At 39.7% G+C, this 23280-nt stretch carries 22 protein-coding genes; 10 read left to right on the top strand and 12 right to left on the bottom strand.

Annotated features, from left to right (window positions below; all coding sequences use genetic code 11):
• Positions 1-111: 111 nt before the first annotated feature.
• Entirely contained in the window at positions 112-912 is an 801-nt protein-coding gene (locus tag CBW18_RS18735) for a tRNA pseudouridine(38-40) synthase TruA (protein ID WP_088302910.1), read from the bottom strand.
• 74 nt (positions 913-986) lie between these two features.
• On the opposite strand from CBW18_RS18735, the gene CBW18_RS18730 reads away from it, so the two are divergent.
• Positions 987-1367 carry a YchJ family protein gene (locus CBW18_RS18730; RefSeq protein WP_253249084.1) on the top strand — a complete coding sequence of 127 codons (381 nt, stop codon included), beginning with the start codon at positions 987-989 and terminating at the stop codon, positions 1365-1367.
• 12 nt (positions 1368-1379) lie between these two features.
• Here CBW18_RS18730 and CBW18_RS18725 read toward each other — a convergent pair whose 3' ends face one another.
• The 7 genes from CBW18_RS18725 to mnmD form a co-directional block, all read right to left on the bottom strand.
• A complete protein-coding gene (locus CBW18_RS18725; protein WP_088302909.1) occupies positions 1380-2192 on the bottom strand; it encodes an alpha/beta hydrolase in 813 nt (270 codons plus the stop codon).
• Between the two features lie 28 nt (positions 2193-2220).
• Positions 2221-2628, bottom strand: coding sequence for a hypothetical protein (locus CBW18_RS18720; protein WP_088302908.1), 408 nt, complete (start codon positions 2626-2628; stop codon positions 2221-2223).
• Between the two features lie 2 nt (positions 2629-2630).
• Positions 2631-3437: a nucleoside triphosphate pyrophosphohydrolase gene (gene mazG / locus CBW18_RS18715; RefSeq protein ID WP_088302907.1), complete on the bottom strand. Its 807-nt coding sequence runs from the start codon at positions 3435-3437 to the stop codon at positions 2631-2633.
• 8 nt (positions 3438-3445) lie between these two features.
• Positions 3446-3895, bottom strand: coding sequence for a hypothetical protein (locus CBW18_RS18710; RefSeq protein WP_088302906.1), 450 nt, complete (start codon positions 3893-3895; stop codon positions 3446-3448).
• A gap of 17 nt (positions 3896-3912) precedes the next feature.
• Entirely contained in the window at positions 3913-5022 is a 1110-nt protein-coding gene (locus CBW18_RS18705) for an AI-2E family transporter (protein WP_088302905.1), read from the bottom strand.
• A gap of 81 nt (positions 5023-5103) precedes the next feature.
• Positions 5104-6051, bottom strand: a complete 948-nt coding sequence (locus CBW18_RS18700) for an aldo/keto reductase (protein ID WP_088302904.1) — start codon at positions 6049-6051, stop codon at positions 5104-5106.
• 65 nt (positions 6052-6116) lie between these two features.
• Complete coding sequence (mnmD, locus tag CBW18_RS18695; protein WP_088302903.1) at positions 6117-6779, bottom strand: tRNA (5-methylaminomethyl-2-thiouridine)(34)-methyltransferase MnmD; 663 nt, start codon at positions 6777-6779, stop codon at positions 6117-6119.
• A 178-nt stretch (positions 6780-6957) separates the two neighbouring features.
• Here mnmD and CBW18_RS18690 point away from each other — a divergent pair, with 178 nt between their 5' ends.
• Positions 6958-7296 carry an MmcQ/YjbR family DNA-binding protein gene (locus CBW18_RS18690; RefSeq protein WP_088302902.1) on the top strand — a complete coding sequence of 113 codons (339 nt, stop codon included), beginning with the start codon at positions 6958-6960 and terminating at the stop codon, positions 7294-7296.
• 118 nt (positions 7297-7414) lie between these two features.
• On the opposite strand, the gene CBW18_RS18685 is transcribed toward CBW18_RS18690, so the two are convergent.
• Together CBW18_RS18685 and CBW18_RS18680 are read right to left on the bottom strand one after the other, a co-directional pair.
• A complete protein-coding gene (locus tag CBW18_RS18685; RefSeq protein ID WP_172406580.1) occupies positions 7415-8206 on the bottom strand; it encodes a DUF2625 family protein in 792 nt (263 codons plus the stop codon).
• Between the two features lie 210 nt (positions 8207-8416).
• Entirely contained in the window at positions 8417-10453 is a 2037-nt protein-coding gene (locus tag CBW18_RS18680; RefSeq protein WP_088302901.1) for a M13 family metallopeptidase, read from the bottom strand.
• A 378-nt stretch (positions 10454-10831) separates the two neighbouring features.
• Here CBW18_RS18680 and CBW18_RS18675 point away from each other — a divergent pair, with 378 nt between their 5' ends.
• The 3 genes from CBW18_RS18675 (at position 10832) to CBW18_RS18665 (ending at position 14188) form a co-directional block, all read left to right on the top strand.
• The gene (locus tag CBW18_RS18675) at positions 10832-12814 is read left to right on the top strand and encodes a heavy metal translocating P-type ATPase (protein WP_172406579.1); all 1983 of its coding nucleotides are present in this window, start codon (positions 10832-10834) and stop codon (positions 12812-12814) included.
• Positions 12815-12842: 28 nt separating this feature from the next.
• On the top strand, positions 12843-13475 hold the full coding sequence (locus CBW18_RS18670) for a Uma2 family endonuclease (protein ID WP_088302900.1): 633 nt from the start codon (positions 12843-12845) through the stop codon (positions 13473-13475).
• 80 nt (positions 13476-13555) lie between these two features.
• Complete coding sequence (locus CBW18_RS18665) at positions 13556-14188, top strand: Uma2 family endonuclease (RefSeq protein WP_088302899.1); 633 nt, start codon at positions 13556-13558, stop codon at positions 14186-14188.
• 69 nt (positions 14189-14257) lie between these two features.
• Here CBW18_RS18665 and CBW18_RS18660 read toward each other — a convergent pair whose 3' ends face one another.
• Positions 14258-14467: a DUF6434 domain-containing protein gene (locus tag CBW18_RS18660; protein ID WP_088302898.1), complete on the bottom strand. Its 210-nt coding sequence runs from the start codon at positions 14465-14467 to the stop codon at positions 14258-14260.
• A 234-nt stretch (positions 14468-14701) separates the two neighbouring features.
• Between CBW18_RS18660 and CBW18_RS18655 the strand changes: the two genes are divergently transcribed.
• The 5 genes from CBW18_RS18655 (at position 14702) to CBW18_RS18635 (ending at position 22581) form a co-directional block, all read left to right on the top strand.
• A complete protein-coding gene (locus CBW18_RS18655) occupies positions 14702-17392 on the top strand; it encodes a valine--tRNA ligase (protein WP_088302897.1) in 2691 nt (896 codons plus the stop codon).
• Positions 17393-17666: 274 nt separating this feature from the next.
• Positions 17667-18530 carry a sugar phosphate isomerase/epimerase gene (locus tag CBW18_RS18650; RefSeq protein WP_172406578.1) on the top strand — a complete coding sequence of 288 codons (864 nt, stop codon included), beginning with the start codon at positions 17667-17669 and terminating at the stop codon, positions 18528-18530.
• 31 nt (positions 18531-18561) lie between these two features.
• Entirely contained in the window at positions 18562-19917 is a 1356-nt protein-coding gene (locus tag CBW18_RS18645; protein ID WP_088302895.1) for a Gfo/Idh/MocA family protein, read from the top strand.
• A 100-nt stretch (positions 19918-20017) separates the two neighbouring features.
• On the top strand, positions 20018-21382 hold the full coding sequence (locus CBW18_RS18640) for a DUF1080 domain-containing protein (RefSeq protein ID WP_088302894.1): 1365 nt from the start codon (positions 20018-20020) through the stop codon (positions 21380-21382).
• Positions 21382-22581, top strand: a complete 1200-nt coding sequence (locus CBW18_RS18635) for a Gfo/Idh/MocA family protein (protein WP_088302893.1) — start codon at positions 21382-21384, stop codon at positions 22579-22581. Before CBW18_RS18640 ends, CBW18_RS18635 begins: the two co-directional genes overlap by 1 nt.
• Positions 22582-22782: 201 nt before the next feature.
• Here CBW18_RS18635 and CBW18_RS18630 read toward each other — a convergent pair whose 3' ends face one another.
• Positions 22783-23241: a type I restriction enzyme HsdR N-terminal domain-containing protein gene (locus CBW18_RS18630; RefSeq protein ID WP_088302892.1), complete on the bottom strand. Its 459-nt coding sequence runs from the start codon at positions 23239-23241 to the stop codon at positions 22783-22785.
• Positions 23242-23280 lie beyond the last annotated feature (39 nt).

Raw genomic sequence — 23280 nt, 5'->3', positions numbered from 1 at the left:
GCTGAAAGCTTAGAAATAAAACTGATAAAACCCTCTTCAAGTTAAAACTTGGAGAGGGTTTTTTATTTATCAGGCGCTATTAAAATAAATTGGCAACGATAAATGCAAGAACTAAATTGATTTCCAATCTGTTCCCTGCATAGCGGTAAGAAACGTTGTTCTCGGCTCTAAATTTAAATAGGGATAAGTAACCTTCGAGAGGTATAAGCCGGTGGGATGTGCCGGATTTAATGTTTTAGGTGTTTCCAGGTTGATTAAAAGACTTTCGAATTCATCCAGACTCAATTCACCTTTGCCAATTCGGAGTAATTTACCCATCAAGATTCTAATCATTTTGCTCAGGAAACGGTTGCTTGCAATATGAAACCGAATGCGATCGCCCTTTGCGTTCATGAATAAATCTGCCTCCATCACGTTGCAAATGGTATGTTCGTATTTATTCGGCTGGGTACAAAAAGCCCGGTAATCCTTATAAATTGGTAATAAACTAACCGCCTTTTTCATGCTGAGCAAGTCAAGGTTTGATTCTAAATAAAGAGAACTCTGATTAGCCAGGAAAGGATCTTTGTACGTGTGGATAAAATAATCATATCTACGCTGAACGGCATCAAAACGGGCATGCGGCAAACCTTCCATTTTAAAAATATGAAAAATGGCAATGTTTTGTGGTAAGGCTTTATTCAGACGATAGGCCAGATCAAATTCAAATTCCTGTTGAATATCTGCATGAAAGAAAAACTGACTGGCATGTACATGGGCATCCGTTCTTCCACAACCAATTATGGCGATAGGGGTTTTGAAAATTTTCAGCAGTGCCTTTTCAATTACCTCTTGTACACTAATGGCACCCGGCTGTTTTTGCCACCCATTATAGTGTTGTCCCTGGTAGGCAATATGGAAGAAATATCTCATTTTTACATTGCAATTTTAATCAAATTTTATCAGAGCAGGTATTAAAATCCTAATTTTGCAATTCACATTAAGTTATGAATGTTATAAAATGCCCTTGCAGTAGTGGCCTGGATTACATAAACTGTTGTCAGCCTTATCATCTCAGGGCTGTTGCGGCACCCACCGTAACGGCTTTAATGCGTTCGAGATATGCTGCTTTTGTATTGGCTGATGCAGATTATCTTTTTGAAACGACACACTTCAGTAAACGTAAAGGGAATTTAAGAGATTCCTATCTGAAAAGTGCAAAAAATACCAAATGGGTGAAACTGGAAATTATTGCAGCTGATTCTACTACTGTAGAATTTAAAGCTTTCTATCTCAATAAAAGGTTTCAAACAGCCGTGCTTCATGAAAAATCAAGCTTCAAATTAGAAGATGGGAAATGGTATTATGTTGATGGAATTTTCTATTAAATAGATCTTCAGTTATTTTTCTCCTAATGTCCATTGAATAGCCTGCGATTTGGTTGCTTTAAAAATGCTATCATGCTGTTCATCGGGTTCATCAGCATAATGCCATTTCAGGTGCCTGTAATTTTCAGCCTTTAACAAAACCGCCAACTTTCGCGTATTTTCAGCAATGCCTTTCGTGCTTGAGCCTGCAAACCATAACCTTTTTTCAGGCCGTGTTAATTTGCTTAAACGACTGTCTGCCATCCTGATCAGGTATTGGTTATTCCACCAGAATGAAGGATCAAAGGCAATATAGTTATCAAACATTTCAGGTTTAAGCATTAATGTTTCCATCACAAATAAGCCGGCAAGCGATTCACCCATTATTCCTCTTTTGCGGGATATGCGATATCGTTTAGCGATTTCAGGAAAAAGCTCATCCTGAATAAAGGCCCTGAATTTTTCAGCACCACCTACGACAGGTGCAATCGTTTTATCTTCTGCAACCTCTGTAAAACCGGTCAGGTCTCTTCTTCTCTGTGTGTTTTCAATCCCAACAAGAATAGTTGGGGGTATACTTTTGGCTTTGATCAGTTTGGCAAATGTTTCCGCTATATGCAGAAAATCTTCCTTTATACCACCGTCTGCCATGTACATCACCGGGAGGTAATCCTTTTTTTTAGTATAGCTTTCAGGAACCCAAACATTAATGGTTCTGGTTTCTCCAATCTTCTCTGCTGTTATGGTGAAAGTATCATGGATGGGAACGGAGTCTTGGAGCAACGAAGCTTTAACATGGCTGATCGGTAAAATGATGATCAGAAAGGTGTAGTAGAAAAATTTCATCTTTATTGATAAGCGTAATGCTGAATATTTAAGCGTCTATATCTAAAGTAATTTCAATTTTTCCGGTAGCTGTTTTGTAAACGTCTAAAGCCACCAGATCTACATTATGGCCCTTGAAAGATTCATTTTCCTGATCTGAAAGTTCCAGAAACTTCTCACGGATTTCGATTAACAATAATTTTCTGGAAAAACCGATGGATGAGTACAAATGAAAAGTCTCAGGATGTTGAAGCGGATAATCTATAGAAATTGCAATATCATGTTCAGGAATTACAATTTCATCCGCATCTGCCAGGTTCAGAATCTCCTCATTTGCACGCAATATATTCACCCATGGAACAATGCCACCATCTAGGCTTTTCGTATCTGTAACATTGAAAGTGATAATATTCACCAGGTTTCCAGGTGTTGGATGATCATTAAATTCAGGATTCATATCTATAATTTCTTCGCTTCATTCCAATAAATGTCCATCTCAGCAAGTGTCATTTCGGCCAAAGCTTTACCATTTTCTTTGGCTTTATTTTCCAGATACTGAAAGCGTTTAATGAATTTTTTATTGGTTTTCTCCAGGGCATTTTCCGGATTGATGTTTATAAACCGGGCATAATTAATGAGGGAAAAAAGTACATCACCAAATTCTGATTCAGCCTTTTCAATATCTATTGCCGTGTGATCGGTTACATTAAATTCTGCCTTAAATTCCTGAAGTTCTTCTTCTACTTTTTCCCATACCTGGTTTTTATCTTCCCAGTCAAAACCTACTCCGCGTGCTTTTTCCTGAATACGTGAAGCTTTTACCAAAGCAGGAAGTGAAGCCGGAACACCCGCGAGGACAGATTTATTTCCCTCTTTCAGCTTAATTTGTTCCCAATTGCGTTTTACATCCTCCTCATTCTGTACCTCAACATCACCATAAATATGCGGATGGCGATTCACCAATTTATCACAAACCCCATTTAAAACGTCAGTAATGTTAAAGGCACCGGTTTCTGATGCAATACGTGAATAGAAAACCAGGTGCATCATCACATCACCCAGCTCTTTTTTAATTTCATCCAGGTCACCTTCTAAAATGGCATCACTTAATTCATAGGTTTCTTCTATTGTTAAATGACGTAAGGTTTCCATGGTCTGTTTCTTATCCCAGGGGCATTGTGTACGCAGTGTATCCAGTACGGTAAGTAATCTGTCGAAGGCATCGGCCGGTGTATTAGCCGTTGCAGGAATGGGATGATTTGGCATATTGGTTTTTATCTGATGCTAAAGTACCAAACCCAGGCGATTAAGAAAAATTGAAATGGAATTCTAAACCATAAATATTTAATCCCTGGGCCAGACTTAAATAAATTTTCGTAATTAATCCGGTTTTTAGCTGCATAAATATTGGCTGGCAGAATGGTGAACAAAAATATGACTAGTGCGATGCCTGTGTAATGGCGGGTACTTTCTACACTTAAACCAATGGCAAATAAAATTTCCAGCACGCCTGTAAATATCACGATTTCTACTTTTTTCGGGATAAATAGCGGAATCATGGCGGCCATAGCCGTTTTAAATTTAAAATGCCCGATAGCCGTAAAGAGCAGCATGACCGACATAGCGATATTTCCTGCAAAAATATTTCCTTTATCGAAGGTGGCATGGCCATTAAATGCTAATATGGCCACGTATACCACTATTAAAACAAATAAGGGTTTCATTCAAGTAAGTTTGACAATTAATCTTTTTCCTCTAGCTTAATCTTTTTTGTGATTTGATACACGCGCTTTTTCTTTTCAGGCTTATGCTCTTCACCCATTAAAATTCCCCAGGCCTTGAGGTTGTCTACCCGGTCAAATATAATCTTTAACATGGCCAGGTATGGAATACATAAAAACATGCCGGAGATACCCCAGATCATCTCGCCCACAATGATACCAAGAAAAGCAAAAAGGGCATTGATTTTTACTTTGGATCCTACAACCAATGGCATCAGGATGTTACCATCGATGGCATGGACGCCGATAAATGCAATTAAAACCAGTAAAACTTTACCTGCACCTGCTGTGGCGAAGGTGATTAAACAGCTGACCAGCAAGGCAAAAAAGATGCCCAAATAGGGAACAACATTGAATATGCCTGCCACTAAGCCCAATAGAACTGCATATTTAACGCCTAATAAACTTAAAATGGCAATCATCAAAACGGTTACAATAAGCATTTGCAAAAACAAACCAATGATGTATTTTTTGATGATGTATTGAATCTGACTTACAATTTCAGTTACTTTTTCCTTGTGTTCTTCTTTAAAAACCGAGGTCAGAAAAGTAAACAATACCCTGCGGTAATTTAAAATGAAAAAGGTAAATAATAAGGTAAAGCCTAAAAAGAGCAGGGTAGAAGATAAAGTAGCCAGTGTAGTGGCTACAATCGTTGCGCTGGTGGCCAGTGCTTTTTCTGTACTGTCATTCAGATAAGCCAGTTGCTTTTCTGTATTCACGTGAAAAGTGGTGGAAATCCAATGCTGCAATTCATGAAAAGAAACATTGGCCTTTTGTTTAAGTAAAGGCCAGTCTGCCCACAAATCACTTAATTGATTTCCAAAGAAATAAATAATCCCGCTAATAACGGCAATCATCAGAATTACGGCCACTACAGTAGCCAAACCTCTTTTAAGCCTGAACTTATGTTCTAAAAAATGACCAACCGGAAGCAGGAGGATAGCCATCAGGAAAGAAAAAAGTAGAGGTGCCAGAAGCGATTGTCCCAAAATCGCAATATAGGTTAGGCTGATCAGGCAAAAGAGTACCAGGGCCAGCTTAGGCAGAAAGGTAAGTTTTTCTTTCATCGTGTTTTAAATTCAGTTTAATACAAAATGCCCGATTAATTGTTTTGATTAATCGGGCATTTAAATATAAAGGATTATTTATTAATAAACACTTGCCTTGTTCAGCAGGGAAATATCCTCAGGCATCAACTTCAGATTGGCTGCTGAGGTAAAAGATTTTAACTGATTCAGATCCGTTACACTGGCAATAGGTGCAGTGATGGAAGGATGATGGATAAGCCAGGCCAAAGCCACGGATGCCTGCTCTGTGTGGTATTTATCTGCTACCTGATCCAATGCATCCAGAATTTTAAAGCCTCTTTCATTTAAGAATTTCCTGACGCCGCCACCACGCTGGCTTTTCTTTAAGTCTTCTTCATCGCGGTACTTTCCGGTGAGGAAACCACTGGCCAAAGAATAGTAAGTGATAACACCTAAGTCATTTTCCAGGCAGATCTTTTCATGATCGCGTTCAAATTCTGCCCGGTCAAATAAATTATATCCGGGCTGATAAACTTCGTAACGTGGAAGATGATGTTGCGCAGAGAAAAGCAGGGATTCTTTCAACCTTTCTGCAGAAAAGTTAGATGCGCCAATCCAACGTACTTTTCCATCCCTGATTAAGGTTTCGTAAGCACTCAGCGTTTCTTCAACAGGTGTGCTTTCATCATCAAAATGTGAAAAGTATAAATCAATATAATCCGTTTGCAGTCGGGAAAGCGAATGTTCAACTTCATTGATGATATAATCTTTTCTTAAAGACTTGCCTTGCCCCATGTCTGAACCTACTTTTGTGGCAATAACTACATCATGGCGTTGATTGCGTTTTTTCAGCCAGTTGCCTATAATTGTCTCTGATTCTCCTCCTTTATTTTCAGGTACCCAGCGTGAATATACATCAGCCGTGTCGATAAAGTTGAAGCCGTTATCTACAAAATGATCCAGTATCTCAAATGATTGCTGTTCGTTGATGGTCCAGCCAAAAACGTTTCCTCCAAATACAATGGGCGCAATATTTAAATCTGTTTTACCTAATATTCTTTTTTCCATGATATTTGTTTTTATAAATTAACAAACGAATAGAAAGGAGGTTTTGGCATGCCATCTCCTTTTTGTCAGATTTTTATTGCCCGAAGCATTTCACGTTTACCGGGTGCACCAGGAAGTTTTTCGATATTGAAACCAGCTGCTTTAACCGCACGTTTCAGGTTTCCTGTAATGGCATAGGTAACGAAAACACCGCCAGGCTTTAAGAAATTACAGGCATGCGCAATGATTTCATTTGTCCACATTTCTGGCTGGTGCTGTACGGAGAAGGCATCATAATAAATCAGGTCAAATCTTTTTTCTGTGGTAAAGTTATCCAGTGTTGTATGTGGAATTTCAAGCATACAGTATTCAGATAGAATTTTTGGTGTTTCTAATGCCTCATCATAACTTTTAATAAAGCTATCCCAGATTTCTGATGGAACAAATGCCGAATAACCCGTCTGATTAATGACGTCACTGGTAAGTGGAAAAGCTTCAATACTCGTGTAACCTAAATCAATATTGTGCTGCGTGCAATAATCATAACTTAAGATAAAGTTTAAACCTGTTCCAAAACCAACTTCCAGAATGGAAATAGCTGATTTTCCTGCTGAAGCAAATCTTAATCCGGCATCAATAAAAACATGTTTACTTTCTTGCAAAGCGCCATGTTTGCTATGGTAATGTTCGCCGATGGTTTCATTGTAGAGGGTGTTTGAACCGTCGGCAGTTGGGGTGATAATATTCATGGTTTGGATGATGTGGATTAACGAGTTTAAGATAATAGTTCAAAATTTATTATTTTCGTAAATCAAAAATTTATGATCATGCAAACATAGTACTTTCTATTCTAGTTTCACCTAATCACCTAATCACCTAATCACCTAATCACCTAATCACCTAATCACCTAATCACCTAATCACCCCATGAACATTGAATCTTTTAGAGAATACTGCTTAAGTTTGCCTGGTACAACTGAGGGAATGAAATGGGATCATTTGTGTTTTATGATCGAAGAAAAAATCTACATCATCATTGCCATTGATGAGGGATGCCGGTTTTCGATTAAATGCAACCCCGAAGATTTCGATGAATTAACAGCAAGAGATGGAATTGCTCAAGCTTATCATCTGGCAAAAAGACAGTGGATTATGGTTGAAAATCTGGAGGTTTTTAATGATCAGGAACTAAAAGCGAGGGTTGCCGATTCACGTGCGATGGTTTTGGCTAAGCTGCCCAAGAAAACGCAGGCAAAATATAGTTAACTTAAACCCGCTTTTTAAGTGCCCTGATGTAACCAGTGTGCATGCCTTCTTGAAAAGGATAAAGTTGATGGCATGTTCAATGGTTTTTAATTTTATTTCATCGCAATAGGGATCAAGTTTATTGCTTCGCTGCGTCTTTCTTCGTTTCGTCTTTCTTTATTCCTTTATCTGCATTCAACTCTTTAGATTTCATAATATTGAAATTGTACATTTCTTCAATTCCTACGAGTTTTCTGGTGCACTTTTCAATATCCGTGCCTTGTTCCCACAGATAAGGCCTGAAGCTGTAAGTTTTGGTATCGGCTAAGTTGCCAATAAACTGATCCCAGGAGCTCCAGCGTAAACCTTTATAAAATTTAGAAAGGTCACTATCGAAGCAAAAAATCAGAAATTCACCGTAGCCGGCACCAAGTGGCTGCCAGGTTAGCGTATTGGGTTCCAGGTAATATACGTTTTTAACATCAGGGCCTAAGCCACCATAATTAATAGCGAAGAAACCACCTACGGCATCATCTGCAATTAACAGATAGGGAACGTTGTCTCCGTATTCTTTAATGGTTTTCCCTTTATTCCATTCGGCAATGTTGCGTGTTAACCTTTCGCTGCCTGAACCCATGATCCTGATCCAGCCATTATCTACCATAATACCGCCAGTGTTGTAAATGACTGATCCGAGCGTAGCATATGTCGTCATCTGTGCATTATACAATACTTCTTTCGCTTTGGATGAATCAACAGGCAAAACTTCCACTTTATTTTTAGCAGAATCAATCCACTTTTGAACCAATGGCCAGGCAGGGTCAGTTTTATTAATGAGTTTGTCTAAACTGATCAATTTATTTTGAGCGGAAAGATTAAATGAGAACAGGCTTAAAGCGATTAATGAAACTAATTTGATTTTACCTTTCATGGTTGAAGATGGATGCATTTATTTTATCAAAGATATAATGATTCTCATGGATTTTAGTTTTACCTAAATTAAATCTCCATGAATAATAAAGCGAAACGCTCCCATAATTGTAGGAGCGTTCGCAATAATATATGAATGAATAGTGTGGATCGTTTTAGTTCAAATGAGGGATAGCCTTAGGTTTTCTACCTTTCAGCTCTTCACCTGAATTTACCACATTCTGATTCTGTCTTCTGGTTTTTTATATAATTTATCACCAGGTTTTACGTCAAACGCCGTGTACCAGGCATCCATGTTAACTGGTGCACCAATGGTACGGTAAGGACCAGGTGAATGCGGGTCTGTTTTGATCAGCTGTGCTGCAGTTTCAGGTAAGATGTTACCTCTCCAAACCTGCGCCCATGAAAGGAAGAAACGCTGATCTGGCGTAAACCCATCAATTTTCTCATTGCCCTGACCTTGTTTGGTCATTTTAAAGGCTGTATAAGCAGCGTTCAAGCCGCCTAAATCGCCAATGTTTTCACCCATGGTTAATTTACCGATTACATGAACAGTGTCTAAAACCGTATAAGCATCAAACTGCTCGCCCAATGCTTTGGTTTTTGCATCAAATTTAGCCTTGTCTTCAGCAGTCCACCAGTTTTTCAGGTTACCCTGAGCATCATACTGGCTTCCGCTATCATCAAAACCGTGGCTCATCTCGTGTCCGATTACGGCACCAATTCCACCATAATTTACAGCATCGTCAGCATTAGGATCGAAAAATGGAAACTGTAAAATTCCTGCCGGGAAAGTAATATCATTCATGGTAGGGCTATAGGAAGCATTAACTGTAGGAGGTGTCATCCCGAAACGGTTACGGTCAACTGGCTTCCCTAATCTGTTGATATTTTCATTATAACTCCAGATGCTTGCATTGCGTAAATTCTGGAAATAAGTATCTCTTTTAATATCTAAGCCGGTATAAGTTTCCCACTTGGTGGTATAACCTACTTTTGGTTTAAATGCCGCAAGTTTTTCCAAAGCTTTTTGCTTGGTTTCTGCGCTCATCCATTCCAGTCCGTTAATTCTGATTTCGAAGGCCTTGCGCAGGTTCACAATCATGGCATCCATGCGGGCTTTTGCCTCCGGTTTAAAATATTTCGCTACATAAAGCTGACCTAAAAGCTCACCAATGGTGCCATCTGTTAGAGATGACATGCGCTGCCAGCGTGGGGTCTGTACTTTCTGTCCAGTTTGTGCCTGTGTAAATGCGAAACTGGCTTTTACAAATGGAGAACTTAAGCTGCCTGCTGAATTTTTCAATACATTCCACTGTAAATAAGTTTTCCAATCTGCCAATGGAACCGATTTAAGCATTCCATCTAAACTGGTTAAAAATTTAGGTGACGAGACTAAAACGGTATCCTGCGCTTTAATTTGAAATTTTGGTAAAAAGGCAGACCAGTTAATATCTGGTGTTTTTTTATTAAGGTCGCTTACGGTAAGTTTATTATAAGTAGCATATGGATCACGCATTTCCATCCGGCTCATTTGTGCTTCTGCCAGTTGTTTTTCAATTTTGAAAACGGTAGCAGCCTTTTGTTTTGCCGCTTCTACATCACTTCCGGTTAAGCTAAACAGGGTAGTCATATAAGTGTTGTAAGCCTCACGGATTTTAACACTTCTAGTGTCATCTTTCAGATAGTAATCACGATCTGGCAAAGTGGTACCGCCCTGACCGATGTTTACCATATATTTGCTCACGTTTTTGCGATCCTGCCCTACGCCTACACCAAACATCGGACTAGCAATGCCACTTACCCGCATGTAAGCCACTTGGTCAAGAACGCCCTGAATATCTTTGATCTGGTTGATTTTCTCCAGATCTGCCTTGATAGGCGTATAGCCCAGCTTTTCAATGGCTACAGTATCCATAGCAGCGGCAAAAAAATCGCCCACGCGGCGTTTAACTGAACCCGCAGGTGCAGATTTATCAGCGGCTGCATCTTCTACTAAAGTTTTTACGGCATTGATATTGAAATCGCGAAGTTCATTAAAAGAACCCCATCTCGTTTCTTTGGCCGGAACAGGGTTGTTTTTAATCCAGTTGCCACTCGCATAGGTGTAAAAATCATCGCCTGGTTTTACAGATAAATCCATATTTGCCGGATCAATAAATTTTCTGGTGGTTTGTGCATTGGCAGAAAGGCCGGCAGCAACTATACCCAGGGCGGCAAAATATGTTTTCAGATTTTGGTATTTCATTCGCTTTAATCAGTTAGTTATTACTGCGAAATTTATGAAATACTAATTAATCCTGAAACAATATACCAAGAATATTACTTGTTGAACCAATAATAAATTTTTGCCAGACCCAGACGTCGGATAATTTCGGATGCTGAAAATGTGATTTTAATAGATTTCATGATTTTCAATCTTTAATACAGTATTAACATTTTTTAACATTATTTATTGTGTGCTTGTCAAAAAAAACACTATCTAGAATGATTCAGTATAAAGCATTTAATTTTCTCTAAATTTGGTTGCCGGTTGTTGAAAGATATGAAATGGAGGTTACGAGACATTATCGTTTGTTGTTACCCATATCTTTTTTGCAGGCATTAACATCAAGATAGAATAATAATGAGTCATATCCACGATCATGAAGATAGTTGCTGTAGTAGTAAAGCCAAGTCTAAACCCCGCCACGATCATGATCACTTGCCTGAAGATGGTGATGATCATGACCATAACCATGGTGGCGATGCCTCTGCATTTAAGACTTATCTGCCAGCTATTGTTACGCTGGTGATGTTGCTTAGCGGCATTGCTTTCGATAACCTTTTTAAAGTAGAGGCTTTTCAGATCATTCGTCCTTACTGGTACATCGTGGCTTATTTGCCCGTAGGCATTCCTGTTTTACGGGAGGTTTGGGAAACATTTAAAGCCGGGGATTTTTTTACAGAGTTTTCACTCATGTCTATCGCCACCATCGGTGCCTTTGCCATTGGTGAATATCCCGAGGGTGTTACCGTTATGCTTTTCTACACCATAGGTGAGTTGTTTCAAATGGCTGCGGTAAACCGTGCAAAAAGAAATATTTCTGCCCTGCTGGATGTTCGTGCCGATATTGCACATGTGTTTCGGAATGGAAAATATGAAAGCATTGATCCTGAGGAGGTGTTGGTTGGCGAAACCATTCAGATTAAAGCAGGGGAGAAGATTCCTTTGGATGGAAAAATGCTGACCGAAAAAAGCAGCTTTAATACGGCGGCATTAACCGGGGAGAGCAAACCAAAAACCATTTATAAAGGGGAAAGCGTTTTGGCCGGCATGCTGAATCTGGACATGGTAATTGAGATCACCGTTACCAAAATTTTTGCTGACAGTGCACTTTCACGGATTTTAGAGATGGTGCAGAATGCCACCGCCCGCAAAGCAAAAACCGAATTATTCATCAGAAAATTTGCGAAAGTTTATACCCCAATTGTTTTCTTCTTAGCCCTTGCTTTGGTGCTTATTCCTATTTTAATTTTAGGGAACGAATATCATTTTCAGACCTGGCTATATCGTGCATTGGTTTTTCTGGTTATTTCCTGTCCCTGTGCATTGGTTATTTCTATTCCGCTTGGTTATTTCGGTGGTATTGGTGCCGCCTCATCTCATGGGATTTTGTTTAAAGGCTCTAATTTTCTGGACCTGATTACAAAATTAAACACGGTGGTGATGGATAAAACCGGAACCCTCACTAAGGGGATTTTTCAGGTTCAGAAAATAAAATCAAGCCTTGCTGAGGAAGACTTTTTGAGTTATTTAGTGGCGCTGGAAGCAAAATCTACGCATCCCATTGCTAAAGCAATAGTAGCTTATGCCGGTGCAAAAGAAATTCGCCCTGCAGAAAGCATTGAGGAAATTGCCGGAATGGGATTAAAAGGACGGGTAAACGGAAGTGAAGTTTTGGCCGGGAATGTTAGGTTGTTAGAGAAGTATCACATCGCTTTTGATTTGGAAATAAAAGCCATTGAAGAAAGTATTGTACTGATGGCCGTAGATGGAAAATATGCCGGCTATGTTGTGATTGCAGATGAAATTAAGGAAGATGCCGCCGAAGCGATCAAACAACTTTACGCCAATGGCGTAAACCAGGTGGTGATGCTGAGTGGTGATAAAATTTCAATTGTAAAAAATGTAGCAGGCCTTTTAGGTATAAAATCTTTTTATGGTGATCTGCTTCCTGAAGATAAGGTAGCCAGGCTGGAAGAAATTAAAAAAGATAAAACCAGAACAGTGGCGTTTGTAGGCGATGGAATCAATGATACACCTGTTTTGGCCATTAGTGATATTGGTATTGCTATGGGGGCAATGGGTAGTGATGCGGCTATTGAAACGGCTGATGTAGTGATTCAGACTGATCAGCCTTCAAAAATTGTAACTGCTATAAAAATTGGTAAGGCAACCAAAAATGTAGTTGTTCAGAATATTACATTGGCATTTGCAGTTAAGGCATTGGTGTTAATTTTAGGTGCAGGTGGTATTGCAACCATGTGGGAAGCTGTTTTTGCGGATGTTGGAGTAGCTTTGCTGGCCATTTTAAATGCCGTCAGGATTCAGAAAATGAAGTTTTAATTTACTATAAAAATTAGTATATTTGGTTATGAATAAGCCAGTTCCATATCCGGATTTACATGATGAGCCTGTCCATGAACTCAATGATATTGATGCATCATTAACGTATAGTTATGCAAATTATTTAAACTGGCTTTTTCATGATCGGGTAGAGCTCATTAAAGGTAAAATCTTTAAGATGAGTCCTGCGCCATCACGCATACATCAAAAAATATCAATCAGGATTTCTAATCCATTGGTGAATTTTTTAAAAAATAAATCTTGTGAGGTTTATGCTGCACCTTTCGACGTCCGATTTCCAAAGGAAAGTAAACAAGATAAAGATGTTTTTACCGTATTGCAGCCAGATATTTGTGTGGTCTGCGATAAAAGTAAGCTGGACGATCGGGGTTGTATCGGTGCACCTGATTTGATTGTAGAAATCCTTTCTCCCGGAAATACCAAGGTAGAGTTATTGCATAAATATCAGGTTTACCAGGAGTTTGGTGTAAAAGAATACTGGGTGGTGAGCCAAAGTGATCAAAGTATTTTGATCTATACCCTTAATGATTTAGGTAAATTTGAACCTTCTAAGCTATTTACTTTAAGCGAAAGAGTCACTTCAACAGTTTTACCAGGCTTTGAACTCGAATTGGATGATGTGTTCCACGACCTGGATTAACCCATTAAAAAACAACAGGAGAAAACTGAAAAGCACTTTCATTATTTTTTTGCATACTACAAATTTTAGTATATTTGGTTATGAATAAGCCTGTTCCATATCCAGATTTACATGAAGAGCCTGTTCATGAACTCAATGATATTGATGCATCATTAACATACAGCTACGCGAATTATTTAAACTGGCTTTTTCATGATCGGGTAGAGCTCATTAGAGGTAAGATCTTTAAGATGAGTCCTGCGCCTTCAAGGGTTCATCAGGAAATTTCCGGAAATATTTTCAATCCGATTGCTAATTTTTTAAAAAGTAAATCGTGTAAAGTTTATGCTGCACCTTTCGACGTCCGATTTCCAAAGGAAAGTAAAGAAGATAAAGACGTGCTTACCGTATTGCAGCCAGATATTTGTGTGGTCTGCGATAAAAGTAAACTGGATGAGCGGGGTTGTGTTGGTGCACCTGATTTAATTGTAGAAATCCTTTCTCCAGGAAATACCAAGGTAGAGTTATTACACAAATATCAGGTTTACCAGGAGTTTGGTGTAAAAGAATACTGGGTGGTGAGCCAAAGTGATCAAAGTATTTTGATCTATACCTTAAATGAGTTTGGCAAATTTCAACCCTCAAAAATATATTCTCTGAGCGAAAAAGTATCTTCAACAGTTTTACCAGGCTTTGAACTGGCATTGGATGATGTTTTTAGTGATTTGGATTAATCCGAAGTCTAAAGATTTAATCGTAATGTTGTATTGCAATCACTTAATTTTCCTTTCATCCGATAAGAATTAATTATTTCGCTTTCTAAATTCATCAACTGCTTCTTTTAATGTCTTTCCTTCGTTCTCTTTAAACCAATTCATAAAGATTCGATTGTTTTTCCAGTTTTCTCCAAAATGTGACTGGAAATAACGCCTTACGTTTTGTGTATTTTTAAAATCTTTCGTAATTATCGTTTGATCAGTTAAGGTTTCGGAATGCCAGTTGAATTTACTCATTTACAAAATTTCTAATTTTTATTGAGATTTTAAGCAGGTTATAATGATTTGAACTAGTAGAAAATGAATTTAAATATGAAGTTTTCAATTCTTGTTTTAAACGATTTCACTTGTAAAGAAATATTTTTTAATGAAGATCATGCGCTGTAACTCAGTTTCTGCATTTATCTTTCCGCTTTAATCTTTTAGCTTTGCGCTTAATTAGCTATTTTTGGGCTTTTATATTAATTTTTCATGAGCATTTCCACTAAGTATAATCCTGCAGAAACAGAAGATAAATGGTATAGCTACTGGCTATCGAAAAAATTTTTTCATTCAGAGCCTGATGAACGCGAGCCTTATACCATCGTCATTCCGCCACCAAATGTGACTGGAGTATTGCACATGGGGCATATGCTGAACAATACGATTCAGGATGTACTGATTCGTAAAGCACGTATGCAGGGCAAAAATGCCTGCTGGGTTCCTGGAACAGATCATGCATCTATTGCTACCGAGGCGAAAGTTGTGGCCATGTTAAGGGAACAGGGTATTGATAAAAAAGACCTTTCACGCGAGGAATTCTTAAAATATGCCTGGGAATGGAAAGAAAAATACGGAGGCATTATCCTGGAGCAACTGAAAAAACTTGGTGCAAGCTGCGACTGGGACCGTACACGCTTTACCATGGAAGAAGATCTTTCTGAGGCTGTAATTGATTCGTTTATCCATCTGTACAAAAAAGGCTGGATTTATCGTGGCATCCGTATGGTTAACTGGGATCCTGCTGGTAAAACTGCCGTATCTGATGAGGAAGTGATCCGTAAGGAGGTTAATCAAAAGCTGTATTACATTCGCTATACCATTGTTGATGACAAGACTTCAGACTCAGGACTGTCGACTCCCGACTATCTGATTGTTGCCACTACGCGTCCGGAGACGATTATGGCTGATGCGGCCATTTGTATTAATCCTAACGATGAGCGTTTTACACATTTAAAAGGGAAAAAAGTTTTTGTTCCACTGGTTAATCATGAAATTCCAGTAATTGAAGATGATTATGTAGATATTGAATTTGGTACTGGTTGCTTAAAAGTTACTCCGGCACATGATTTAAACGATTACGAACTGGGTGTAAAACACCATTTGCCGGTTACCGATATTTTAAATGATGATGGTACCTTAAATGAACTGGCCGTGATCCTGGTAGGTGAAGACCGGTTTGTAGCCCGTAAAAAGATTGCCAAAATGCTGGAAGAGGCAGGGCATCTGGATAAGGTTGAAGATTATAAATCGCAGGTAGGCTTTTCTGAGCGTACTGATGCTGCCATTGAGCCTAAACTTTCCATGCAGTGGTTTGTAAAGATGAAAGAAATGGCGCAGCCGGCATTGGATGATGTTTTAAATGGCGAAGTTAACCTGATTCCGAATAAATTTGAAAATACGTACCGCCACTGGATGGAAAATGTTCGCGACTGGAATATTTCCCGTCAGCTTTGGTGGGGACAACAAATTCCGGCCTGGTATGATGACAAAGGAAACTGGGTGGTTGCCAAAACCAAAGACGAAGCTTTAGAAGAGTTCTGGAAGAAAAAGCATTTAGATGATGGTGGTGTGGAAGCAGATAAGGCTGGTTTTAAACATCAGCTGGAGCCGTTTATTAAACAGGATGAAGATGTCATGGATACCTGGTTTTCTTCCTGGTTATGGCCGATTTCTGTATTTGACGGGTTTAAAAATCCTGAAAATAAAGATATCAATTACTATTATCCTACCAATGACCTGGTTACCGCCCCGGAAATTTTGTTCTTTTGGGTGGCCCGGATGATCATGGCCGGACATGAGTTTATGGGTAAAAAACCATTTACCAATGTGTACTTAACGGGGATCGTTCGCGATAAGTTAGGTCGCAAAATGTCTAAATCATTAGGTAACTCTCCTGATCCGATTGGGCTGATTGAAAAATATGGTGCCGATGCCGTTCGTGTAGGGATGTTAATGTCATCACCGGCAGGTAACGATTTAATGTTTGATGAAAGCTACTGCGAACAGGGGCGCAATTTTGCCTCTAAAATATGGAATGCCTTCCGCCTGGTAAAGGGCTGGGAAGTGGATGAAAATTTAGAAAATCCCAATACACAGGCGATTTCCTGGTTCGAAAATCGTTTCAACGAAGCTTTGGTAGAGATAGAAGCCAACTTTAAGCAATACCGTTTATCGGAAGCTTTAATGATCACCTATAAACTGGTTTGGGATGATTTCTGTGCCTGGTATTTAGAAATGGTTAAGCCGGCTTATCAGCAACCCATAGACGCGGAGAGTTATCAGGCTACTGTTGCCTTCTTTGAACAGATTATCAAATTACTGCACCCAAATATGCCTTTCATTACCGAAGAACTGTGGCATGATGATTTGTTTGCTGAACGCGGTGAACTGGATTGCTGCATCGTTGCTGAATATCCAAAAGGTGGCCATATTGATGAGAAATTGCTGAAAGATGCGGAAGTGATTAAAACGGTGATTGCCGAAATCAGAAATGTACGCAACCAGAAACAAATCTCTCCGAAAGAAGCATTGCCATTGTGTTTAAAAGTGAATTCGGATATCGACTATGAGAAATGGCTAAATATTGTTTTCAAACTTGGAAATGTTGCTGAAGCTGAAATTGTAAATGATAAAATTGCCGGCGCAACAGCATTTATGGCGGGGAAGGATGAGTTTTTTATTCCGCTTTCGGAAAATATTGATGTAGCGGCAGAACGCATCCGGCTAAATGCTGATTTGATTTATCTGCAGGGTTTCCTAAAATCAGTTGATGCGAAGTTAAGCAACGAACGCTTCGTACAAAATGCGAAACCAGAAATTATTGCGAATGAACGTAATAAAAAAGCTGATGCGGAAGCAAAAATTAAAATCATTGAAGAAAGCCTGGCCATGCTGGGATAGATAAAATAAACCGCTCAGGTTTAGATATGCCCTTTAGAAAATCATTTCTAAAGGGCTTTTCGTTTTACTAAAATGCCCAACTAAAATCAGCAGCCGGAGCAGAGCAGATGCTTACTTTAATGCCCGTTTCTAAAATGTTACCAAAAGCTTTCCCAATCTCTGCTATAAAAGTCTTAAATTGGGGTCATTAAAAGGCTTTAGCTTTCTAACCAAATTTAAATCAGTACCTGCAATTTTATATTATTTTGTTAGCAGAATGATCAATTTAACAAAAATGAGATTGAAAAACTTAATCCTGTTGTTTTTTCTTGCGCCTGTCATATTCAGTTTTCAATCGGCTAACCAAACATTCATTCCACTAGGTCTTGTGGCCCCCATAGAAAAGGATAGTGTAACATCGGCCTCCGGTTTTAAATTGTTTGGTGAATCGGTGGGCAGAATGATCTCTCCGTCCTTATCCGAAGAAAAATTTAAGCAAAATCTCGAACTCATCAAAAAAGCCAAATGTAAGCTCTATATGTGTAATGTCATGTTTCCAGGAAAAATGAAAATAGCTGGTCCGGATGTTCAGGAGCAGGTGGTATTGGGCTATGTAGATAGTTTATTTTTCAGGGCACAGCAGGCAAAAGTGAGCGTAATTGTTTTAGGGAGTGGTGCCGCACGCAGGCTGCCCGATGATTATGATATTGATAAAGCAAAGAAAGAATTTGTTTTATTAGGGAAAAAAATTGCAGCAACCGCTAAAAAATATAACATTAAAATCGCGCTTGAAAACTTGCAAAGCAAAGAAACCAATTTTCTGACCAGCGTAAAATCTGCTGCGGAAGTAGTCAGACGGGTTAATCATCCAAATTTTAGACTCAATGCAGATATTTTCCATATGAAGCGGGAAGGTGAATCACCGCAAAGCATTGTTGACGCCAAAGACTTACTGGTTCATTGTGAAATAGCAGAAGTGGCGGAGCGTACCTTACCCGGCATCAAGGGCGATGATTTCAGGCCTTATTTGCGGGCCTTAAAAACCGCAAATTACAAAGGCCCCATATTCGTTGAAGCAGGGAATAATTATTCTGCAGCGCAAATGGCATTTTGCTTTCAGTATTTAACCAAACAAATTGAAGACGTTTATACCCATTAATCACACACACTTGCTAAATATTTAACATTGTATGGAAAACTCCAGAAGAAAATTTATCAGGCAATCGGCCATTTTTGCTGCGGCTACCTATGCCGGCACGATGGGGATGAGCGCTAAAAGTTACGGACGAATTATTGGTGCCAACGATCGTGTTCGTGTGGGTGTGGTTGGTTTCTCTGACCGTTTTAAAGATACTTTACTGCCTTGTTTCCTAAATCATCACCAAGAATTAAACTTCGATATGGTCGGGCTTTCCGATCTCTGGAATTACCGCAGGGATTTAGGAATTGCGCATTTAAAAGAAAAATTCGGGCATGATATTAAAGCTTGCCGCAATAATGATGAGCTTTATGCGATGAAGGATTTGGATGCGGTGATCATCAGTACAGCCGATTTTCAACATGCCTTGCATACCATAGAGGCAGTGAAAGCCAATTGCGATGCCTATGTTGAAAAGCCCTTTGCTGAAACCATGGATGACGCGAAAGCTGCACTTAAAGCGGTAAAGGCAACAGACAGGATCGTTCAGATGGGCTCTCAGCGCAGGAGCGGAGAAAATTATGCCAATGCAGCCAAGTATATCCAGGATGGAAAATTCGGGCCTATCACTGCGGTGGATTTGGTGTGGAATGTGAATCAGCCCGGCAGGTGGAGAAGGCCTGATCTGGTATCGAGGCTTAAACAGGAAGATACCGACTGGAAACGCTTTTTATTGAATCGTCCTGCTGAAGCTTTTGACCCAAGAAAATACCTGGAGTATCGGTTATTCTGGCCTTATTCATCCGGAATGCCGGGGCAATGGATGTCGCACCAGATTGATACCGTGCACTGGTTTACCAATTTAAAACATCCACGCAGCGTGGTGGCAAATGGTGGCATTTACACCTGGAAAGACGGCCGCAGAAACTGGGATTCAATGGTGGCGGTGTTTGATTATGGCCAACCCGATTCAGAAGATGGTTTTCAGGTTACGTTTACTTCACGAATGCAAAATAGCGTGGGCGATGTGGGTGAAGTCTACTATTCAAATGGAGGCGAGTTAAACCTCATGACCAATAAAGTATCACCAAAGGGTGGGCTAAGGAAACAGGAAGCCGCAGCAATGGGAATGAAAGCCAATCTTTTACCTGAATTCGACTTGTCTAAAACTGAAATTAAAGCCGCAACCGGTGCCAATATGGGTGGCGATAGCTTAACATCAGGACATATGCGGAATTGGATGGAGTGCGTACGAAGCCGTAAAACACCAAATGCGCCTGTAGAAGCCGGTTATTCACACTCCATTGCCAACATCATGACCAACGCGGCGGTTAGAACCGGGGCAAAATCAGTTTTTGATGAAGGCAGCCAAGAGGTAATGGCAAACGGAAAAGTATTTAAATATTAAAATATAGTCGTGGCGAATAACAAAGTCATCTCTTCAGCAAGAAAGATCACTTCATTATTATTCTTCGCAATGACACTAAGATAAAACCCCTGAATCAACCATGTTAACACTTAAAAAATACAGCATTTTAGCCCTTTCCTTTATCAGTTTATCAGCCGCTGCGCAAAAAAACAAACCCTTGTTTGATGGAAAAACTTTAACCGGCTGGAAGGCCGTTGCCGGTGCAGCGCCTTATAAGGCAGAGAACGGGATGATTGTAGGCATCATGACCAAAGATACCCCCAATTCTTTCCTGATCACCGAAAAGGAATTTGGTGACTTTATTCTGGAACTTGATGTCAAGCTGGAAGGCGATAATACCAATTCGGGCATCCAGACCAGAAGCCACATCAAACCAGAAGGAAACAGGGGCAAAGGATTGGTTTATGGCAGGCAGGTGGAAATAGACCCTACAGCACGTGCCTGGACCGGCGGTATTTATGATGAGGCCAGAAGACTATGGCTTTATCCACTGGAGCTGAACCCGGCAGCCAGATCGCTGTATAAAAAGAATGAATTTAACCATTACCGGATCGAATGCATTGGTAACGAAACGAAAACCTGGATTAACGGCAAACCGGTTGCTTATGTAATTGATACATTGGATCAGTCGGGTTTTATTGGTCTGCAGGTGCACAGTATTGGCAATAATCTGGAAAATGATGGAAAAAAGGTTTATTTCAAAAATATTAACATTCAAACAGAGAACTTAAAACCGAAAGCTTTTCCAAAAGGAATTTATACCGTTAATTTAAATCCCAACAGTTTATCGGCCTATGAAAAATCAGAAGGTTATCAGTTACTTTTTGACGGAAAAAGCAGTAATGGCTGGGTGGGTGCACATCAAACTACTTTTCCTGAAAAGGGATGGAAAATCGAAAACGGCATTATCAGTGTGGAGCCATCAGGTGGGGCAGAGTCTACCAATGGTGGTGATATCGTCACCAAAGCAGAATATGCGGCATTTGATCTGTCTTTTGAATTCAGGCTTACACCTGGTGCAAATAGTGGACTGAAGTATTTTGTGACTTTAAATGAAAAAAGTAAAGGCTCTGCTATTGGTCTGGAATATCAGGTTTTGGATGATGAACTCCATCCTGACGCAAAATTAGGAAGAGATGGAAACAGAACTTTAGCATCCTTATATGATTTGATTACTGCTAAAAAAGAAGCCCGGTATTTACGTCCGATTGGCAGCTGGAACAATGCCAGGTTAGTGGTTTATCCGGATAAAAAGGTAGAACATTATTTAAATGGCGTAAAGGTTTTAGAATATGTGCGTGGCTCAGAAGAATTTAGGAAGCTGGTTGCCATCAGTAAATATAAGGACTGGGAAAATTTCGGAGAGGCACCTAAAGGGCATATCCTGCTTCAGGATCATGGAAATAAAGTGGATTTCAGGACCATTAAAATCAAAACGTTGTAATGCATCGCAGGTCATTCTTAAAAAAGTCGGTATTGGTGGGATCAGGTGTGCTGGGATCGGAAAAAGTATTGGCCGGCCTGACACTGAACCGCGATAAAATTATTAATGTGGCCATGATTGGTTGTGGCGACCGGGGCAAAGGTGTACTATCTGTTATTAAATCGATGCCTTTAAAATTTAACATTGCAGCTTATTGTGATGTACTTGATTTTCGTTTGGAAGAAACAAAAAAATATGTGCCTTCCTCTGCAAAGGCTGTTAAGGATTACAGACAGATTCTGGATAATCAAAAGATTGAAGCCGTTTTTATTGCCACACCATTGAGTGAGCATTTCAAAATTGCCAAAGATGCGGTACTGGCCGGAAAGCATGTATATGTTGAAAAAACCATGACCTACAACATTGCCCAGGCATTGGAACTGCGGAACCTGGTGTTAAAATATCCTAAACAGGTTTATCAGGTAGGTTATCAATACCGGTATTCGCCCTTGTATTTCAGGGTAAAGGATATGATCCGGAGCGGTTATCTGGGTAAGGTATCACAGGTCGATTGCCGTTGGGACAGAAACGGGAACTGGCGGAGAAAAGTAAATGATCCTAAACTGGAGAGACAGATTAACTGGCGTATGTATAAGGAATATTCAGGCGGGCTGGCGGCTGAACTGCTTTCACACCAGATTGATTTTATCAACTGGGCTTTCGAAACCCAGCCTGATGAAATTACCGGAACCGGTGGAATTGATGTTTTTAAAGACGGGCGGGAAACTTATGATAATATCCAGGCAACGCTTCGTTATCAGCAAGCCGGCATGATCGGAAATTTCGGGGCAACCTGCGGGAATGCACATGATGGTTATCTTTTTAAAATCAAAGGTACCAAGGGTTCGGTTTCTTTACTCACCAATACGGGTATTTTTTATCCTGAACCGGAAACAAAAAAAGAATTGGGCATTGTAGACGGGGTTACCGGCGCATCAAAAATTGTGGTGAATACTGATGGCGGAATCCCGATTTTAGATCAGCCAACAATAGATGGTACCAATTATGCTTTGGAAGAATTTTATGAGTCGGTTATTACCGGTAAACTGCCGGCATCTAATGTAAAAACTGGTACCCAGGCATCTATTTGTGTTGCCATGTGTAATGAGGCTATTTATTCCGGAAACAAACAAATTTGGAAAAAGGAATATGCTGTTTAATGGTTTTTTTGTTAAATCGTCTTCCTGAATTTGATTAGCGTAATCTTAATAAAAAATCCGTCATGGAGAAACTGATTCTTCATCTGCTGAAGCAATCTCCTTCGAAGCATCTACAAAAAGGAGGTTGCTTCCCTAATAGTGGGGGCGGGCTGTCGTTCCGCCCCGCCATAATAATCATGCTAAGGAAAGCTTTAAATTATCTTACAAATCCTGGTAATCCGGCATCTCTGGTGTGAAGGCAAAGCTGCCCTTCTTCAGATCCATTTTAGCATGAACATGCTGTAAACCATTTGTGAGAACTATCCATTTTGCCTGATGAATAGAATTATAACGCGATGCTTGTTCAAAAACTGCTTGCGTAATTTTTACTTTCGGGGCTTTGCATTCAATCAGCATCAGTTTTTCACCGGCCGTGTTATACACTAAAATATCACTCCGTTTTTGCAATTGATTTAACATCAAACCACCTTCAATCTGGATCAGTGTCTTCGGAAATTTTTTCTCCGCGATCAGCTGTTGTATAAAATGCTGGCGAACCCATTCTTCCGGGGTTAATACCAGGTGTTTCTTTCTCAGCTCATCAAAAATATACACGACATCATCTTTCCTGGTAATTTTAAAAGGATAAGACGGGAGGTTAAGCGGGGTAGGCGTGAACATTTTCGGTTGGCAATTTTTGGTCTGCAGTTAACAGTTGTA

This window comes from Pedobacter sp. AJM, assembly GCF_002197755.1.
Lineage (GTDB): Bacteria > Bacteroidota > Bacteroidia > Sphingobacteriales > Sphingobacteriaceae > Pedobacter.
This window is presented reverse-complemented; position numbering and strand designations above follow the sequence as displayed.

Coding starts and splice junctions, on each gene's coding strand:
- CBW18_RS18735 (WP_088302910.1), bottom strand. CDS start 912: ATGAGATATTTCTTCCATATTGCCTACCAGGGACAACACTATAATGGG.
- CBW18_RS18730 (WP_253249084.1), top strand. CDS start 987: ATGAATGTTATAAAATGCCCTTGCAGTAGTGGCCTGGATTACATAAAC.
- CBW18_RS18725 (WP_088302909.1), bottom strand. CDS start 2,192: ATGAAATTTTTCTACTACACCTTTCTGATCATCATTTTACCGATCAGC.
- CBW18_RS18720 (WP_088302908.1), bottom strand. CDS start 2,628: ATGAATCCTGAATTTAATGATCATCCAACACCTGGAAACCTGGTGAAT.
- mazG (WP_088302907.1), bottom strand. CDS start 3,437: ATGCCAAATCATCCCATTCCTGCAACGGCTAATACACCGGCCGATGCC.
- CBW18_RS18710 (WP_088302906.1), bottom strand. CDS start 3,895: ATGAAACCCTTATTTGTTTTAATAGTGGTATACGTGGCCATATTAGCA.
- CBW18_RS18705 (WP_088302905.1), bottom strand. CDS start 5,022: ATGAAAGAAAAACTTACCTTTCTGCCTAAGCTGGCCCTGGTACTCTTT.
- CBW18_RS18700 (WP_088302904.1), bottom strand. CDS start 6,051: ATGGAAAAAAGAATATTAGGTAAAACAGATTTAAATATTGCGCCCATT.
- mnmD (WP_088302903.1), bottom strand. CDS start 6,779: ATGAATATTATCACCCCAACTGCCGACGGTTCAAACACCCTCTACAAT.
- CBW18_RS18690 (WP_088302902.1), top strand. CDS start 6,958: ATGAACATTGAATCTTTTAGAGAATACTGCTTAAGTTTGCCTGGTACA.
- CBW18_RS18685 (WP_172406580.1), bottom strand. CDS start 8,206: ATGAAAGGTAAAATCAAATTAGTTTCATTAATCGCTTTAAGCCTGTTC.
- CBW18_RS18680 (WP_088302901.1), bottom strand. CDS start 10,453: ATGAAATACCAAAATCTGAAAACATATTTTGCCGCCCTGGGTATAGTT.
- CBW18_RS18675 (WP_172406579.1), top strand. CDS start 10,832: ATGAGTCATATCCACGATCATGAAGATAGTTGCTGTAGTAGTAAAGCC.
- CBW18_RS18670 (WP_088302900.1), top strand. CDS start 12,843: ATGAATAAGCCAGTTCCATATCCGGATTTACATGATGAGCCTGTCCAT.
- CBW18_RS18665 (WP_088302899.1), top strand. CDS start 13,556: ATGAATAAGCCTGTTCCATATCCAGATTTACATGAAGAGCCTGTTCAT.
- CBW18_RS18660 (WP_088302898.1), bottom strand. CDS start 14,467: ATGAGTAAATTCAACTGGCATTCCGAAACCTTAACTGATCAAACGATA.
- CBW18_RS18655 (WP_088302897.1), top strand. CDS start 14,702: ATGAGCATTTCCACTAAGTATAATCCTGCAGAAACAGAAGATAAATGG.
- CBW18_RS18650 (WP_172406578.1), top strand. CDS start 17,667: ATGAGATTGAAAAACTTAATCCTGTTGTTTTTTCTTGCGCCTGTCATA.
- CBW18_RS18645 (WP_088302895.1), top strand. CDS start 18,562: ATGGAAAACTCCAGAAGAAAATTTATCAGGCAATCGGCCATTTTTGCT.
- CBW18_RS18640 (WP_088302894.1), top strand. CDS start 20,018: ATGTTAACACTTAAAAAATACAGCATTTTAGCCCTTTCCTTTATCAGT.
- CBW18_RS18635 (WP_088302893.1), top strand. CDS start 21,382: ATGCATCGCAGGTCATTCTTAAAAAAGTCGGTATTGGTGGGATCAGGT.
- CBW18_RS18630 (WP_088302892.1), bottom strand. CDS start 23,241: ATGTTCACGCCTACCCCGCTTAACCTCCCGTCTTATCCTTTTAAAATT.